This is a genomic window from Streptomyces inhibens (assembly GCF_022221585.1).
Lineage (GTDB): Bacteria > Actinomycetota > Actinomycetes > Streptomycetales > Streptomycetaceae > Streptomyces > Streptomyces inhibens.
On sequence record NZ_CP084681.1, the window covers coordinates 7,794,316 to 7,811,135 of the forward strand.

The 16,820-nt window shown below is 70.1% G+C and carries 12 protein-coding genes and 3 pseudogenes; 10 read left to right on the forward strand and 5 right to left on the reverse strand.

What is annotated here, in order from left to right:
* Positions 1-5: 5 nt before the first annotated feature.
* Positions 6-557, reverse strand: coding sequence for a GNAT family N-acetyltransferase (locus KI385_RS34910; protein ID WP_238576045.1), 552 nt, complete (start codon positions 555-557; stop codon positions 6-8).
* 90 nt (positions 558-647) lie between these two features.
* Between KI385_RS34910 and KI385_RS34915 the strand changes: the two genes are divergently transcribed.
* Positions 648-1,607: a LysR family transcriptional regulator gene (locus KI385_RS34915; protein WP_238576046.1), complete on the forward strand. Its 960-nt coding sequence runs from the start codon at positions 648-650 to the stop codon at positions 1,605-1,607.
* A gap of 129 nt (positions 1,608-1,736) precedes the next feature.
* A complete protein-coding gene (dmpI, locus tag KI385_RS34920) occupies positions 1,737-1,964 on the forward strand; it encodes a 4-oxalocrotonate tautomerase DmpI (protein ID WP_281066991.1) in 228 nt (75 codons plus the stop codon).
* A gap of 50 nt (positions 1,965-2,014) precedes the next feature.
* Here the strand turns inward: dmpI and KI385_RS34925 are convergent.
* Positions 2,015-2,940 (reverse strand): annotated as a pseudogene (locus KI385_RS34925) (helix-turn-helix transcriptional regulator); the annotation flags it as partial.
* Between the two features lie 70 nt (positions 2,941-3,010).
* Here KI385_RS34925 and KI385_RS34930 point away from each other — a divergent pair.
* Positions 3,011-4,408, forward strand: a pseudogene (locus KI385_RS34930) (AMP-binding protein); the annotation flags it as partial.
* Positions 4,409-4,534: 126 nt separating this feature from the next.
* Positions 4,535-6,076, forward strand: coding sequence for an AMP-binding protein (locus tag KI385_RS34935; protein ID WP_238576047.1), 1,542 nt, complete (start codon positions 4,535-4,537; stop codon positions 6,074-6,076).
* Positions 6,077-6,526: 450 nt separating this feature from the next.
* On the opposite strand, the gene KI385_RS34940 is transcribed toward KI385_RS34935, so the two are convergent.
* Positions 6,527-8,893, reverse strand: coding sequence for an NACHT domain-containing protein (locus tag KI385_RS34940; RefSeq protein WP_281066934.1), 2,367 nt, complete (start codon positions 8,891-8,893; stop codon positions 6,527-6,529).
* A gap of 163 nt (positions 8,894-9,056) precedes the next feature.
* On the opposite strand from KI385_RS34940, the gene KI385_RS34945 reads away from it, so the two are divergent.
* From KI385_RS34945 to KI385_RS34955, 3 genes are all read left to right on the forward strand, one after another.
* Complete coding sequence (locus KI385_RS34945) at positions 9,057-10,127, forward strand: AfsR/SARP family transcriptional regulator (RefSeq protein ID WP_238576049.1); 1,071 nt, start codon at positions 9,057-9,059, stop codon at positions 10,125-10,127.
* Positions 10,124-10,855 (forward strand): DUF6585 family protein, encoded by a 732-nt coding sequence (locus tag KI385_RS34950; RefSeq protein WP_238576050.1) that lies wholly within the window; start codon positions 10,124-10,126, stop codon positions 10,853-10,855. Before KI385_RS34945 ends, KI385_RS34950 begins: the two co-directional genes overlap by 4 nt.
* Positions 10,856-11,044: 189 nt before the next feature.
* The gene (locus tag KI385_RS34955) at positions 11,045-11,821 is read left to right on the forward strand and encodes a PE-PPE domain-containing protein (RefSeq protein ID WP_238576051.1); all 777 of its coding nucleotides are present in this window, start codon (positions 11,045-11,047) and stop codon (positions 11,819-11,821) included.
* 253 nt (positions 11,822-12,074) lie between these two features.
* On the opposite strand, the gene KI385_RS34960 is transcribed toward KI385_RS34955, so the two are convergent.
* Positions 12,075-12,722, reverse strand: coding sequence for a hypothetical protein (locus tag KI385_RS34960; protein WP_238576052.1), 648 nt, complete (start codon positions 12,720-12,722; stop codon positions 12,075-12,077).
* An 18-nt stretch (positions 12,723-12,740) separates the two neighbouring features.
* Entirely contained in the window at positions 12,741-13,136 is a 396-nt protein-coding gene (locus KI385_RS34965; protein ID WP_238576053.1) for a hypothetical protein, read from the reverse strand.
* 419 nt (positions 13,137-13,555) lie between these two features.
* Here KI385_RS34965 and KI385_RS34970 point away from each other — a divergent pair.
* The 3 genes and pseudogenes from KI385_RS34970 to KI385_RS34980 all read left to right on the forward strand — a co-directional run.
* Positions 13,556-14,535 (forward strand): annotated as a pseudogene (locus tag KI385_RS34970) (AAA family ATPase); the annotation flags it as partial.
* Between the two features lie 467 nt (positions 14,536-15,002).
* The gene (locus KI385_RS34975; protein WP_238576054.1) at positions 15,003-15,566 is read left to right on the forward strand and encodes a CHAP domain-containing protein; all 564 of its coding nucleotides are present in this window, start codon (positions 15,003-15,005) and stop codon (positions 15,564-15,566) included.
* Between the two features lie 493 nt (positions 15,567-16,059).
* Positions 16,060-16,764, forward strand: a complete 705-nt coding sequence (locus tag KI385_RS34980; protein WP_238576055.1) for a hypothetical protein — start codon at positions 16,060-16,062, stop codon at positions 16,762-16,764.
* The last annotated feature ends 56 nt before the right edge of the window (positions 16,765-16,820 follow it).

A 16,820-nucleotide genomic window follows, 5' to 3' on the forward strand; every position in this document is an offset into this window, starting at 1 on the left:
GCCGCTCAGGCCCGCCGCGGCCGCAGCGCCGCCATCACGAACACGTCATGCCACTCACCGTCCCAGAACAGGGCCTCCCGCATCCGGCCCTCCACCTCGAAGCCGCACTTCTCGTACGCCCGCCGGGCGCGCTCGTTGAAGGCGAAGACCTCCAGCTGGACGCGGTGCAGGCCGACCCGGTCGAAGGCGTAGTCGAGGAGCAGACGGATGGCTTCGCTGCCGATGCCGTGACCGGTCGCGTCCTGGGTGAGGGAGATACGGAAACTGCCGTGGGCGTTGTCCGGGTCGATCTGGCTCAGGGCCAGCTCGCCCAAGTAGCCACCGCTCTCCCGGTCCTCGATGGCGAGGTCCAGCCGGTCCTCGCGGTCGGCGCTCCCGGCGCACCAGTCCTGCAACTCCCGCAGCGTCCAGTCGTGGTGGGTGCCGGTCAGCCGGCGCGTCTCGGGGTCCAGGAAGGTGTGGTGAAAGGCGGCCGCATGCCGTATCGACAACGGAGCCAGCCGGATACGGGCGCCGGTGAGTACCGGCTTCTCGGACAGCGCGGAGGCATCGATCATGGAGGGATGATGTCGGGGCCACGGGCCCTACGGCAACGGAATTGACCGGCCCGCGGGGTGCCGGCCCGAGCGGGCCGGGAAGGGGGAGGCGTGGAACTGCGGCAGGTGCGGTACTTCGTCATGGTCGCGCAGGAGCTCCATTTCGGGCGGGCGGCGGAGCGGCTGCACATCGTGCAGTCGGCGGTCAGCCAGCAGATCAGGCGGCTGGAGCGGGAGTTGAAGGTCGAGCTGTTCGACCGTTCGGCGCGCCATGTGCGCCTCACGGCCGTCGGTGAGCGGTTCCTGCCGGAGGCACGGGCGCTGCTCGCCGCCGAGGAGCGCGCCCGCGCCGTCGTCGCGGAGCTGACCGCACACCGCGCCGGGACCCTGCGCCTGGGGACGAGCACCGGCCTGGGCGCCCACCTGGACCGGGTGCTCGACGCGCTGGCCGGCCTCGCTCCGGAGATCCGGGTGGAGCTGGTGGCCGCGCGCGCCCAGCAGCGGCTCGACCAGGTCGCCTCCCGTGAGCTGGATGCGGCGTTCCTCCGGGGCGAGCCGGACGGCGGCGGCCGGGAGGGCCTGAACTTCGTCCCGCTGTGGCAGGACCCGCTGGTGGCGGTCGTCCCGGCCCGGCACCCTCTCGCCGGCCTCAAGGGCAGGGGAGGGACCCCCGTGCCCGCCGCACCGGGCACGATCGCGCTCGCCGATCTCGAAGCCGTCCCGCTGGTGCTGACCGAGCGGCGCAACAACCGCGCCCTGGTCGACCTGGTCGTCAACGCCTGCCACGGCGCCGGCTTCACCCCCGTACCGGGGCCCCGCTACGGCTCGCTGGACGACACCCTGACCGCGATCGGCGCCGCCGGCCCGGCGGACGGGCTGTGGACCGTCGTCTACGCCTCGCACGCCCGCCGGCTCAGTACCCCCCGGGTCGCCTTCCTGCCGTTCCGCAACCCGGGCATGGAACTGCCCACGTATCTCGCGGTGCGCCGTACCGACCCACCCGCCGGGCTGGATCTGCTGCTGCGGGCCTGCGCCGCGACGGACGGCGAGAGGCTCGATCTCGATCGGTGATCGCTGTGTGCGCGATCCGCTTCTTGGTCGCAGGGCCCGTTCGCGATGGACTGAGGGCACGCCGGTGAACCACCGGAAACCCGGGAGGTCCCGGGGAGTCCCCGGCCGGGGAACACGGGGAATTCCCTGATCTTCCCGTTCCCGTACGGCCGTATCCGACAAGGGAGTTCAGTCATGCCGATCGTCACCGTCCAGCAGGGCCCGCGCAGCGTCGAGCTCAAGCGGGAGCTGGTCAAGCAGATCACCGACGCGTTCGTCGACACGTACAAGATCCCCGCCGAGACCGTCCAGGTCTGGATCCAGGAGGTGCCCACCGACAGCTGGGGCGCGGCGGGCAAGCTGACCGCCGACAGGTAGACGACGGACGGGCCGGCCTTCACGGGGGAGGGCCGGCCCACCGCCCTACGGGCCCGACGCGCCGCGATCACCGCTTGCAGACGGGTATGCGCCCCCAACTTCCGCATGGACGACCGGAGATAGCTCTTGACCGTCTCCGGGCGCAGTCCCAGCCGCTCGGCCACCACCGCGTTCGTCGCACCCGACGCCACACAGGCCCGTACGTCCACCTCGCGCGGCGACAGCACAGGACCCTCCCCCCCCGTGCCGCAAGGGCATGGGCAGCGGGGCCCCCAGGGCCCGTCCCGCCCGGCCGCCCCGACGAGGCCGCCGCGAGCCGGCCGCACACCGCCAGCATCTCCTGCCGCAGCAGCGGATCGGCGACCCGCTGCGACAGCGCGCGCAGCTCGCCGTGCGCCTCCCGGACCTCCTCCCACATCGCCGGGTCGGCGGCGGTCGATGGGGGTACCTCCCGTGCCCTTACGGCATGGGGGAGCGTTATTGACATCAGCTGCGCCGCTTCGTCCTGGAGGAGCAGCGCCTGCTCCAGCTCCCGCGCCGCCTCCATCGCGGCCGACAACGGCCGGTCGCCGAGCCGCACCGGCCGGCGCAGCGCCCCGTACAGCACCCCGCGCACCCGGCGCCGGACGATCACCGGTACCGCGAGCACCGACCGCAGCCCCTCGGCGGCCACCGCCGCGTCGTATCATGGCTGATCACCGAGGAGACGCTGTAGTCGGTCACCGCCAGCGGCCGGGACAGCGCCACGGCCTTACCGCCCAGCCCGTTGCCCTGCAGGATGTCCAGACCGCTCAGTACCGTGGTCTCCGTACCGGACAGCTCCTTGATGCGGTAGCGGCCCGTACCGGCCAGCAGACCCGCCGAACGCCACCGGCAGACCGCTGGCCCGCCGCAGCCGCGACAGCGCCGCCCGTACGTCCACCGCATCATTCCCCCCCGAGTCGAGCCGCACGCCGAGACCTCCGCTTCCCCCCATCAGGGGGGTGGTGAGACCTGCGCCACTGATTACACGATGGCAGGTAGCGGTGCGGCAATGAGGAGGACAGATGACGGACACGGAAACCGGTGCGACGGGCCGCGCACCGGCGGCCACCGAGGCATTCCGGGCGGCGCGGGACCTTCTGCTCCGGCACCGGGAGGACTATGACGCGGCCCGCGCGGCCTTCCGCTGGCCCCGCCCCGAGTATTTCAACTGGGCACTGGACTGGTTCGACATCATCGCCCGCGGCAACGACCGCACCGCGCTGCACATCGTCGAGGAGGACGGCCGCGAGGTGCGGCTGACCTTCGACGAGATGCGCCGCCGCTCCGACCAGGCCGCCAACTGGCTGTCCGCCAAAGGGGTACGGGCCGGCGACCGCATCGTCGTGATGCTCGGCAACCAGGCGGAACTGTGGGAGACCGCGCTCGCCGCGATGAAGCTGCGCGCCGTCGCCATCCCCGCGACCCCGCTGCTCGGCCCCGCCGATCTCACCGACCGCATCGACCGCGGCCGGGCCCGGCATGTCGTCGTACGCGCCGCGGACACCGACAAGTTCGCCTCCGTACCGGGCGACTACACCCGGATCGCGGTCGGTGGCGCGCGTCCCGGCCGGCTGCCGTACGAAGAGGCCTACGACGGCCCCGACACCTTCCTGCCGGGCGGGCCCACCCGGGCCGACGACGCGCTGATGCTCTACTTCACCTCCGGCACCACCGCCTGCCCCAAACTCGTCGAACACACCCATGCGTCCTACCCCGTCGGCCACCTCGCGACGATGTACTGGATCGGGCTGCGACCCGGCGATGTGCATCTGAACATCTCCTCGCCCGGTTGGGCCAAGCACGCCTGGTCCAACCTCTTCGCGCCCTGGAACGCCGAGGCCACCGTCTTCATCCACAACTACACCCGCTTCGACGCGGCCCGGCTGATGACCGAGATGGACCGGGCACAGGTCACCAGCTTCTGCGCCCCGCCCACCGTCTGGCGGATGCTCATCCAGGCCGATCTGTCCGCGCTCCGCCACCCGCCGCGCGAGATCGTCGCGGCCGGTGAACCGCTCAACCCGGAGATCATCGAGCAGGTGCGGCAGTCCTGGGGCGTCACGATCCGTGACGGATTCGGGCAGACCGAAACCGCCGTCCAGGTGGCCAACACCCCGGGCCAGACCGTCAAACCGGGCTCCATGGGCCGGCCCATCCCCGGCTTCGACGTCGTCCTGCTCGACCCGGTCAGCGGCGCACCGGCCGACGAGGGCGAGATCACCCTCGACCTGCGCCCACAAACGGTCGGCCTGATGACCGGCTACCACGGGGACCCGGTACGCACCGCGGAGGCGATGGCCGGCGGCTACTACCGCACCGGCGACATCGGCTCCCGCGACAAGGACGGCTGGATCACCTACATCGGGCGCGCCGACGATGTCTTCGAGGCGTCCGGATCAGGGGGCATTCCCTTCCAAATGCGGCTGACCGCTTGACCGTTGCCGTCGCAGAATCCGTAGCTTCAACTCCTTCCGCCCAGCACCTGCCAGACTCCCTTTCAGCTTCGAGACACGTCGTACCGGATCCATCCGAGCACAGGAGAGAGCATGCGGACACCGATGACGATCGCGGACTTCCTCGACCGCGCCGAGGTGGGCTTCCGCGACATCCCGGGTGTGGTCGACGAGCCGCATCAGCCCGCCCCGCCGGTGCCCGTATCGACCTACGGGCGGTTCGCCGAACGGGTCCGTGCCTGGCAGGCGGGGCTGGACGCTCTCGGGGTCGGCGAGGGCGAGCGGGTGGCGGTGGCCAGCCACAACTCCGCACGCATGCTGGAGCTGCTGTTCGCGGTGCCCATGAGCGGCCGCATCTGCGTCCCGGTGAACTTCCGCCTCAAGCCGGAAGAGGTCGATTATGTGGTGGCGCAGAGCGGGGCCTCGGTCCTCCTCGTCGACCCGGAACTGGACGCCGCACTGTCCGAGGTCAAGGCGCGCCACCGCTTCGTTCTCGGCGAGCAGACCGAGACCGAGCTGATGCGGTTCGGGATCGAGCCGCGTCCGTGGTCGAACCCGGACGAGGATGCCACCGCGACGATCAACTACACCTCGGGTACCACCGCCCGTCCCAAGGGCGTTCAGCTGACCCACCGCAACATTTGGGTCAACGGCATGACCTTCGGCCTCCACACGCGGGTGTGGGAGCGCGATGTCTACATGCACACCCTGCCGATGTTCCACTGCAACGGCTGGGGAATGCCGTATGTGATGGCGGGCCTGGGTGTGAAGCAGGTGGTGCTGCGCAAGGTCGACGGCACCGAGATCCTCCGACGCGTCGACGAGCACGGGGTCACGCTCATGTGCGGTGCCCCGGCCGTCTGGAACATGGTGCTCGACGCGGCAGCGACGTGGGAGGGCGAGATCCCGGGCCGCGACCGCGTACGCATCATCTGCGCGGGGGCGCCGCCACCGACCAAGATGATCCAACGGGTGGGTGAGGAGCTGGGCTGGGAGTTCATGCAGATCTACGGCCTCACCGAAACGTCGCCACTCCTCACCTTCAACCGGACCCAGCCCGGCGCCGCAGACCTTTCCGCAGAGGAGCGGGCACGCAACCTGACCCGCGCGGGTCTGCCCGCGCTCGGCGTCAAGCTGAGGATCTCGGACTCCGGCGAGGTGCTGGCCCGCTCGAATACGGTCCTCGACGGGTACTGGGACAAGCCGGAGGAGACGTCGGCGGCTCTTGAGGACGGCTGGTTCCACACCGGCGACGGAGGCACCATCGATGCCACCGACGGCCACCTCACAATCTCCGACCGCAAGAAGGACGTCATCATCACCGGCGGTGAGAACGTGTCGTCCATCGAGGTGGAGGACACGATCTTCAGCCACCCGGCGGTCGCCGAGGTCGCCGTCATCGGCGTGCCACACGAGAAGTGGGGCGAGACGATCAAAGCCCTCGTGGTCCTCGCCGAGGGCGCGACGGCTCAGGAGTCCGACATCATCGCCCACTGCAAGCAGCACATGGCCGGCTACAAGGCTCCGACGTCGGTTGAGTTCCGCGACGCGATCCCCCGCACGGCCACAGGCAAGATCCAAAAGTTCAAGCTCCGCCAGCCGTATTGGTCGGGGCTTGAGCGGGGAGTCAACTGACCGTCGGTCCCGTACGCGAGGCCGGATGCGAGCGCCAACCCACATCTGGCGTCCACTCCACGGATCATGCGGTCGCGCCCTCCAGCCCGCAGGGTTCCCCAGCCGAATGCTTTCCCGACCGACGACGAAGGTGTTCGGCGCGTCTGCCCCAGCGGCGCGGCCCGGCCTTCCCGGGAGTGACCGTTGTCCGCGGGCGGCGCGAGTACGCACTGCCTGAGGCCAACGGACCACCCGCGGCAGACGGCACAGAGCGCCCCTCAGGGGGCGCTCTCCGCGGCCCGGAAGCCGGCTCGCCGGGCAGGAGATCGGAGATGTCCGGGACGGCCGCCCCACCCGCCAGCTTCAGGTCAGTCGCCCCTTGCGGGGCGTGTACCAGCGCCTGGCAGGCGGGGCCCATCTCGTCACTGCTTTCATGGATGAAATCGACGTGAGGGACGGAGACCACCGCTGTCACCCGGGCGCGGCGCTCCCCTGTCCGGTCGGCTGTTCCGGGACGCGGGGCGCCCGGTAGGCGCGGGCGAGGTGGTGCTGGAGGCGGGCGTGGCGGAACTGGTAGACCGCACCGGCCTGGCGGAGCACACCCCGCTGGTAGGCGTCCTCGAGGAAGGCGACGACGGACCAGGGCAGCCGGCCGGTCAGCGGCAGCCAGATCCGGGCGAAGACCGCCCACTGGCCCCAGGCGGTCAGGCCGAGCGCGTAGCCGAGGGCGCCTCCGAGCCCGCTGATGACGCCGAGTTTGAGCGAGGCCGTGAGATTCCAGACGAGTGGGCCCAGGATCGCCGGCATGGGCCGGACCACCACCCCGGATCCAAAGCCGACCAGGAGTCCGAAGGCTGGGGCCCAGACGAGGAATTGGGTGGTGACCGTGCGGCAGTTCGTGCGCAGCAGGCTGACCGGATTGACGGCGGATCGGATGTCGAGAGGGGTTTCGAGGAGAGTCAGGAGGCCGAAGGCGGGGCCGGCTCCCAGCGCGAACACAAGTCCGTAGATGATGCCGTCGTCGAGGCCGATGACCAGGTAGGTCGGGAGGCTGACGTGGGAGAGGACGCCTTTGAGCACTCCACGTGCGAAGCCGTAGCCGACGCCGAAGACGAGCCCGCACAGCAACCCGATCCCCAGTCGAGCGAGGGCTCTCCGTCTGGTCTTCCTTTCCTTGCCGAATATCCGCATGTCCCCGCCGGACAGCCGGATGCGCACGCCGGACGGCTGCACCGGCGCGTCCTTGGCCGCCACCAGGAACCAGTACGCGATCCCGAACATGAGTCCGGAGAGGAGCCCTGCCACCATCCCGTCCATGAGCTGGAATTCGAGGGAGTCGAAGAGAGTGCCTACGACACAGTCGACGAGCCCGATGGTCAGACTGATCACCAGCGCGGTCACCAGCGTGCGCGTGGCGCGACGAAGCCCGCAACCGAGCCGCCACCACTCCAGGTTGGGGGTGTCGAGCCGGGTCAGATGGTGGGCGAGGTAGCCGAGCCAGTACTGGGCGCGTTCCGGGTCGTAGGCGCGACGCGGCCTTCTTCCCGGGCGGTGCTCGGGCAGAGGGCGGTAGACCGTGGCGGTGAAGTTGTCGAGGAGGTGGTCCTCCAGCTTCTCAGCGCTGCCGAATCGCCTGGTATCCAGGAGCGAGACCGGGTCGTTGTCGGGGGTATCGCTGTAGACGGCGCGGGCCAGCATGACCATCAGCGGAGTGGTCAGCACCGCAGCGAGGTTGGCACCGCCCTGGCTGTGCGGCCGCTCGCGCAGCTCGCGCAACACCGGGTCCCAGGCGGTCGCCGCGGGGACCCCGCCGCGGGCCTTACGCGTGGTGCGCGGCAGATAGTCGGCCAGGTCGCCCGGGGTGAGATCGGTCAGATCCACCGCGGCGGCGGAGGTGAGCACGTCGGTCTCCGCCACGGCCGCGGCGTACTCGGACGGACGGCTCGTCAGCAGCAGCGGCATAGTGGTGGCGTTGAGTGCCTCCAGCGCGGGACGGCGCAGACCGCTGGCGATCTCGTCGAAACCGTCCAGCACGGGGAGCACTCGGCCGGTCTCGACCAGTACGGCGGCCAAGCTCGACCCGCCGGGCCCCGTGGCGGCAAGACCGGGGTGATCGCGCGTCAGTTGCGCGGTCAGCCAGTCCCGGAACGTAATGGCGGTGGGATCCCACGAGCCGATGCTGAAGATCACCGGTACGGCTTCGGTGCGGGCCCTTGACTTCAGGTGGTCGAGAACGAACCGCACGGCGAGAATCGTCTTCCCGGAGCCGGACCGGCCCAGCACCACCAGCCGCCCGGACGGGATCCGCCGGTAGACGCCCACGATCTCGTCCAGTCGCCCACTCAGGTCCAGCGGACCGGGCGTAGCCCCGGCGGGCAGGCGGCGGATATTGGCCCAGTGGTCGATCAGCTCCTCGGGAACTGGTCGCCAGCGCACCGGCAGCGGGTAGGGATCGTGGACCTGCCGCTGCTCCTCCTCGCGCTGCCAGCGGGCAGCCGCCGCCTGCGCGAGCTGCTCGGCGACATCGGCCAGGGTTTCGTGCAAGACCGAGCCCGGCTGCCCCCGCGCCGGTTCGACACGGTCGGCCGAGTCGTCCGGCTGGTTCCCCTCCCCGGTCCGGCGGATGGCAGCCGCCAACAGCTCCTCGCGTTCCTCGGGGCTCAGCCCGAGGGCATCGGCCAGCAGCCGCACGGTGGTCACCCTGGGGTCGGCGCGCTCGCCGGTCTCCAACCCGCGGATGGTGCGCACGCCCACTCCTGCGCGCTCCGCCAGGGCCTCCTGAGTCATCTCCGCCTTGTGCCGCAGTTGCCGTAACAGCACGTTGAACTCACCGGTCACAGGTCATGGCCTTCCCCCGCCATATCGACTTTCCCCAGGTGAGGGACTCTAGCGCGGCCACCGGCCGGATACGGCCGGTCCGCTGGCCTGTCCGTTGACCGGCGCCGGGACCAGCGTCGACGGCATCCACCAGACCGATCCGTCCGGAACCCAGGGAGCCGCGATGCCGACGACCGCAACCACCGGCCAACCGACCGTCACCACGCTCACGCATCCGGAGCGCGAGGTGCTCTACGCGGTCGGCTGTGGCCTGAGGGACGCCGAGATCGCCTCCGCCCTCGCCATCCCCGAGGACGCTGTGGCCGGACACCTCGCGCGGGTCCTCGGCAAACTCGGGCTGCGCGACCGAGCCGCCGCCATCGTCCACGCCTTCGACTGCGGCCTTGTCGCCCCGAGCCACGGACCCCGCAGGCAGGCGGCAAGCCCGGTACCGCGGACCGTCGTCCGCCGGGCGCGCGCACCGCAGTTGCGGATCTCCGCGCTCGGACCGCTGCAGGCATGGCTCGACGGACAGCCCGTGGACCTGGGGCACCTCCGTCAGCAAGCCGTGCTGGCAACGCTGGTGCTGTGTCCGGACCGGACGGTCAGCCAGCAGGAACTGCTCGACGGAGTGTGGGGGATGGAGCCACCGATGACGAACGTGGTGCCGGTGTACATCTACCGACTGCGCAGGATCCTGCGCATGGGGGACGGTCCGGACCCGGTGATCCAGAGTGACCGGTGTGGCTACCGGCTGACTCCCGGCTCGGTCGAGGTGGATGTGGCGCGCATGGAGGAACTGGTCACCGCGGCCGGGACGGCTGAGCGAGCCGGCGAACTGGCCGAGGCGGTCCGCATCTGCTCCCAGGCGCTGGACCTGTTCCGCGGGGAGCTCCTGTCCGGCCTGCCCGGGCCGTTCGCCGAGCTGGAGCGGCTGCGGCTCACCGAGCGCAGGCTCACCCTCGTGCAGCGGAAGCTGGACTGGCAGCTGCGGCTGGGCCGGCACGCCGAGGTGGTCGCCGAGCTGTGGGCCTTGGCCGCGGCGCAGCCCCTGAACGAACCGGTCGCCGCGATGCTCATGCGCGCGCTTTACCGTAGCGGCCGACAGGCCGACGCGTTGACCGTGTTCGATCGCACCCGCCGCCGTCTGGCCGACGACCTGGGGGTGCCTCCGGGCCAAATGCTGCGGCGGACGCACCAGATGATCCTGCGCGGGCACGACGCCGGGCTCGGCCTCGCCCGCACCAGGCCGTGACCTGCCCGACGCCGCCCTCGCGCGGTGAGGAGCTGCTGCTGGCGAGGATCTCCGCAGCAGCCGGCCGCGAGCACATCGGCAGGCGACGTGCCACCTACGTGGGTACCGCGCACACACCCCACGCATATGCCGTGCCGCTCCGGTGGCTCCGAGGCCTGCTGGCCTTCGCCCGGTACCGCCGGCCTTCCGCGACGAGGGCGGGCGCGGACGCACGACTGGACCTGTACGAGCACGGGCTGACGATTGCCGTCAACGGGCGGATCCACGTAGTCCGCTACGACACCACCTCGGTGTTGCAGAAGAACACCCAGCACCCGCACGACTCGGCCGCCCGCGTCCTCCGCACCACTCGCACCTACGCGCTCACCGACGTCGAAGGGGAGCGGGTCGTGTTACTCGGCAGGCCGGAGGACAGCGGCGCGGAGGAATGGGGGCCCGCGATCCAGCGGGCCGTCACCCATGCCCAACTGCCCCGTGCACTGGCCGCACTCGAAAGGGGCGAGCGACTGGCCTTCGGGGACGTCTGGCTGACCAGGGAGCAGGTCGGGTCGGGAGCGGTGTCCGCGCGGTGGCCGCAGGTGCGGCAGATCGACATCAAGAAGGGGGCCATCAGGCTCTACACCGACGGCAATTGGCACAGCCTCATGCCAACGACGTCCACCATCCCGAATCTCTTCCTCTTCTGCGCACTCGTTGAACGCCTTCGAACAGACGGGATGCGTCCATGACGACGAGCCGATCCTGAGGGCTGCCACGGCGACGAGGCACGGGCCCGATGGGCGATGCCCGTCTACGCCTCCGGATACGGCGCCGTCAGCGCACTCATCGTCATTTCATCGCCATTCCAACGGTCGTGGCTAACGTCTGGGCCGAGCACAGCAGTTGAGTGCCGTCCCAACTGGAGGAGAAGCAGAGCGATGACCCTGGCCCGCAGATGGAAGAAGGCGATCGGCGCTGCCGGTGCGACGGCAGCCGTGGTGACCGTCACCGCCGTCGCACCCACCGTTGCCCACGCCGATCCGGTGCATCACTACTACGTGGAGGTCGGCGGCACGGGCTCGGCGGCAGACGCACCCGACTGCACCAGCACCTACGCATTCGCCAACAAGCACCTCAACGGTGGTATCCCGGTGCCGGTCTGCTATCCGGCGAGCGCCGGACCCTGGCTCAACGGCCACAATGTTCCGGACGTCAACGCACCGAGCTACGACGCCAGCGTGCGCGAGGGGTACCGCAATCTGCTGGCCACCGCCGAGGACACGTACCACCGCGATCCGGGCGCCCGCTTCACGATCGTCGGCTACTCCCAAGGCGCGCAAGTGGCCGACCAGGTGCTCCAGACGATAGCCAAGGGCGGCACTGACATACCCCGCTCGCAGGTGAACGGCATGCTGTATTCCGACCCCATGCAGCCCGATACCGGCATCTGGGCCCGGGTTCCGCAGGGTTGGAACGCCTTGGGATTCACTTCTACGGGCGCCGGCCCGGCGAAGTTCGACGGCGTCCCGGTACAACGGTTCTGCATCCGCACCGACCTGGCGTGCGACGCCACCTCGCTCCAGTCCATCCCCGGCTTTCTGAACCAGCACCCCAAGTACTGGCAGGACGGCAATGCCATGACGCAGACCATCGGCCACGACGGCGGTGACGGAGTCGTCTGGTACGAGCCCGACGGGCGCGTCAAGTCCTCGTAACCGGATATGCGGGGTAACGGTAATGGTCCGACCGGCGCAGCCCGGTCGGACCGCTACCGTGGGGAACGTCCGCTCGGGGACGTGCGCGTCCTACGGGGTGGGCCAGTCCGCCGTCTCGGCCATCGCATCGGGGTCACCTCGGAGGACCTGCACATGTCTCTGATGCAACCGAGGGCGCGCCCGTGGCGCCGAGCGGTCCACCCCCGACGTCCCGGCGCTGTCCCTTCCCCCGTGATGCCGCTCGCGCATGGCGCTACCCGAGCGCCGTTTCGGCGCGGGCGGCGAAGTCCAGCACGGTGTGGGCGCCGAGGGACCAGGCCCGGATGGTGGGGCGGTGCAGGGTCTGGACGAACAGAACCGAACCGTGTGGGCGTGGATCGATCGTCAGTCGGCATGCCACCTGCCAGATGTGCTGCCGGTCGGGCCCGGCCGTGGCGGGCGTCAGTGCATGGGCCAGGTCGAGCAGCTGGGCGTCCCGGTTCAGGCCGTCCGTGATCGCGGCGTCTCCGGCGAAGCGTGCGGGGACGGAGCCACGGGCGGCACCGAGACCGAGTTCGATGCGGGAGGGAACCCGCGGCGCCAAGGGCACTGCATAGAGGAGGTGGCCCAGTCCGAGGCTTCGGCGGACCCCCGAGCGCCCGCCCATGACCGAGGCACGCAGTTCGAAGGCCCTGGGTGTGAGGGCGTCGACGTAGATGCAGCAGCGTGTTGGCGCGGGCATTCCGCTGAATCGCTCGCGTGGCGGTAACAGGCTGCCGGCGGGTACACCGGTGCTCTCGGCGGGCAAAGTCACGACCAACGGCGGTTCTGCAAGGCCGAGTTCGTCCCCCAGGGCTGCGGCCATTTCGGCGGCAACCTTCTCCGGATATGCCTTGCTGCCGGTCCAGATGGCGGCGGGCATTGCGGTCCCCTCGCTCTATCAAGAAAGTCCGGCGGCTTCCTGGCGGGCTTGCGCTGCCTGGTCCCCCTGCCCCATGGCGGCCAGCAGTTCACTCAGACACCCCAGCGCCGCCCGCCGTTCCGCATGGAAGCGCCCTGGCCGGACCCGGGCGAGCTCACTCCAGAGAGCGGCAGCCTCCCTGGCCTGCGCCAGCGCTTCCGCCTGCCGGCCCTGAGCGGCCAACTCATCGCGGCTGTCGTCCAACTGCTGGGCCTGACGCAGCAGCGTCTGGCTGCGATCTTCTACCGGAGCCGGCGCGGCGGCCTCCTCTCGGGCGACCCTCCGCCTGCGTGCAGCCACGCTCAGAGCTCCCACCAGGGCAATCAGCACACCGGTGAGGGCCGCAGAAACCAGCTTGTGCAACAGATCATCCATCGGGGTCCCCGCTCATTCACTGAGTTCGCGCACTTACGGATACGCGTCAAGGACACGGATGCGCGACTGACTGTTCGGCACGTTGCCGGCCAACCATCACGGGAGGCTCTGAAATGCCGATGAAATCTCGATGTGCGCGGGACCGGAGGCTTACGTGATGGACGGGGGCCCACCAGGATCGGCTGGGCCGGCCAACGAGTCGCTCACTCAGCACGAACCGCCGCCGAAGAGCGGCATGGCCCATTTCGAGACGGCGGGGCACTGTCGGTGATTGGCGTGGGTAAGTGCTCGTCGTAGGGACGTGAGTGACCGGGGTGGGCCGGGTGGGGCCTTCGGAGTTCAGCCAGGGCACTCGCAAGTCGCCCGCGTCGGCTCCGTAAAGTGTGGGCCACCGCGGTGGAATCCTCCCGATACAGCGCATGAGCTCGGCCGTTGCCTTGGAGCCCGATGACGTACCCCTGCGGCTGCGCCTACCGAGTTGCTGCTGTCAGCGGGGTACGGCGACGCCACGGTGAGCGAAGTTGCTGTGGCGTTGCAGCATGTGCCCGGTGATGCCCAGGCACGCGAGCTGGTGGTCCGGGCCCTGACCGGTACTCCGGCGTCCACGCCCGGCAAGGCCGCGCTTCCCGCGTCACGGCAGGCCCTGCCGCCCGGTCACACTCCGGCGCCCACCCAACCTCCCACCGCCGTGTCGCTACTGGAAGGCCGCCGAGGATCAGATCGGCGATGTCGTGCCTCCCCGCTTCGAGGAGGCACCGCTCACCGTTGACGGGAGCGGCGACGCCGGGGACGCCGCCACCTCGGACGTGGAACGGCCAGGGGCCGTCCGCCTCGCTGACGTGGGCGGCATGCAGCGGGGCAAGGAGCGGCTGGAGGACGCCGTTCTGGCGCCATTGCGCAATCCGGAGCTGCGCCGCCTGTACGGCAAGAGCCTGCGCGGCGGGCTTTTGCCATAGGGGCCGCCCGGCTGCGGCAAGACCTTCATCGCGCGGGCCGTCGCCGGTGAGCTCGGGGCGAACTTCCTGTCCGTGTCGGTCAACGACGTACTCGACATGTGGATCGGCACCTCCGAACGCACTATGACGAGCTCTTCGAAACCGCCCGTCGCCAGGCCCCGTGCGTGGTCTTCGTGGACGAACTGGACGCGCTCGGCGGAAAGCGCAGCCGCACCCAGAGCAACGGAATGCGCAACACCGTCAACCAGTTGCTGACCGAACTGGACGGCATCGAGGCGAGGGAGGCGAACCAGGGCGTGTTCGTGCTCGCCGCCACCAATGCGCTCTGGAACGTGGACATCGCCCTGCGCCGCCCCGGCCGACTGGACCGGACGTTACTGGTGCTGCCGCCCGACGGACCGGCCCGGGAGGCGATTCTCCGCCATCACCTGCCCTGCAGGCCGCCGACGAGCGAGCCCTGCGCTTCAACCGGGCACCCCACATCCCGGGCTGGCGGACCCAGCAGGCGTAACCGTCTCACCATTTCACGGCGACTTCATCGGGTGTTTCTAACGTCCTGCCTGACGTAGTCGCGGCGCGCAAGTACTGAGACGCGCGCTGCCATCGAGAGTGGGAGCCGTTCCATGGATCCGCATGCAATCGTCGCCCCGATCCTCCGGGCCGCGCTGATCGCGCTGGTGGCTGAGCTGGCCGTCTGGTGACGCAACAGGACGGTCACCAAGGCGGAGGCGGCCGCTCCGGCTCCGGTCGAGGATTCGTCGCAGGAGCTGCTGCGCCAGGCCCGGCAAGCCGACCGGAGCCGGGACGGGCCGGCCGAGCAGAGGCTCTGAAGCAGGCCCCGCTGGCGGCCGATCACTGGCGCCAACTCACCGGGACTACGTCCAATCCAGCTGAAACAGAGAGGAAAATCATGACATCCCGGAAGACGCGTAACACAACCATCAGGGGCATCGTCGTAGCAGCCCTGGCGGTACCGTCCCTCATATTGGCCGCAGGCACAGCGTCGGCCACGACCGACGACATCGTCACGATCGCGAACGCGAACCTCGACCATCACGCCTGTGACACGAACAGCGTGGGCGAACAGGGGTACAACTCCAGTTGCACGGGCGCAGGTGGCTCGCCGGAAAACTGGTGCGCCGACTTCGCAGCGTGGGTATGGGCGCAGGCGGGCTACAACGTCACCGGATTGACCCCGGCGGCCGGCAGCTTCGGACAGTACGGTGCAGGACTGCATCCGGATCCCCACGTCGGTGACGCAGTCGTCTTCAACTACAACGGCGACGGCTACGCCGATCACGTTGCCATCGTCACGGCGGTCAATGACGACGGGACCATCGAGAGCATTGGCGGCAACGAGGTCACCAACGATCCTTCAACCTCCTCCTCCCACCGCGACCAGTACCCCGGCGCGGTGGGAGACAGCCCATATTGGGGCATGCAGATCAGCGGCTACGTCTCTCCGACCAACTAGCCCCAATTGTCCGTGACGGTTCGCCGGTTCGTCCGGCGAGCCGTTTCGGCCTGCGGCGCCGGTGGTGGGCAGGCCGCGGGCCCCGTTGTCGCCCTGTCGGGCTTCCCTCCCCTACCTGCGGTTTCCCGGGAGTTCCTGCGCGGATGTGCACCTGTTGTGCACGCGTGTGTCGCGGCTGTCAGGGGGTGGACGCGTCGGCTGATGACGTCGTACGTAATGCGTGGTTGCGCTGGGCGCGACACAGATTTGAACTCTCGGGTGCGCAACCTCTGGGAGGCAACGATCAGCGGTCCGGCGGCGGGCGGGGCACGGCGGTGGCGACGTAGGGCTTGGCCGCAGGTTCGAGTCCCCGGCAGGACTCGCACGCAAGGGCTGGTCGTTCCGTGCCCCCTGCGGCCCGCGGAGACTCGCTCGTCGTCACGATGTCGTCCCCCGCGCCGAGCACGCACACCTGCGCCGCCGCCCCAGCGACCGTCGGTACCTGCGCGCCGCCGTGCGCACCCTGGTCCTGGACGACTTCACCAGCACCGCCCCCACCGACCGCTGGCAGACAGCCCTCGCGGCCGGGCTGATCCTCGCCCGACGGGACGCCGGAATCCTCGACCCGGACGAAACCGAAACCCTGAAGAACACACTCACCAACATCCTCGGCCCCGACCTCCTCCAAACCCTCGCCGACATCTGGACGACCGCCCACGCCACCGGCGACGAGGACGGCCCAGCGATGATGGAACACGCCCGCGCCTGGTGCCAGGCGCTCGGTGCCGAAGCCGCCGCACCGGCACCAACGCCAGACCCGTCGAACGGTCGGAAGGGAGAACTGACCGAAGCTATCGGCAAGATGGTCAGCCAGGTCCAGGCGAACGACGACGCCCAGGCCGCAGCCGAAGCCAAGGTCACAGCCGCCCGAGCGGCGCGCGCCCAGGCCAAGGCCGACCAGGCCGCCCAAGCGAGGCAGGCCACGAAGACCGCCGAGAAGGTCTTCGGCTCCGACGGCCGCCCCGTCACCCCGGAAAACGCCACCAAGGACCGCCACCGCTCACCGGTGAACGGCACCCGGCCGCCGGAACCAGGCGAGAAGGCCGCCGCCGGACGGCTGGCCAGGGCACTGCGCGCCGCCGCCTACCGGGAACCCATCACCACCCACACCGCCTCCGCCGCCCCGCCCGGACGCCTCAACATGCGCCAGGCCCCGTAGGCGACGGTGGCGCTGCGGGAGTCGGGGGGAACGCCCGGTCTACATCGACCACGCCA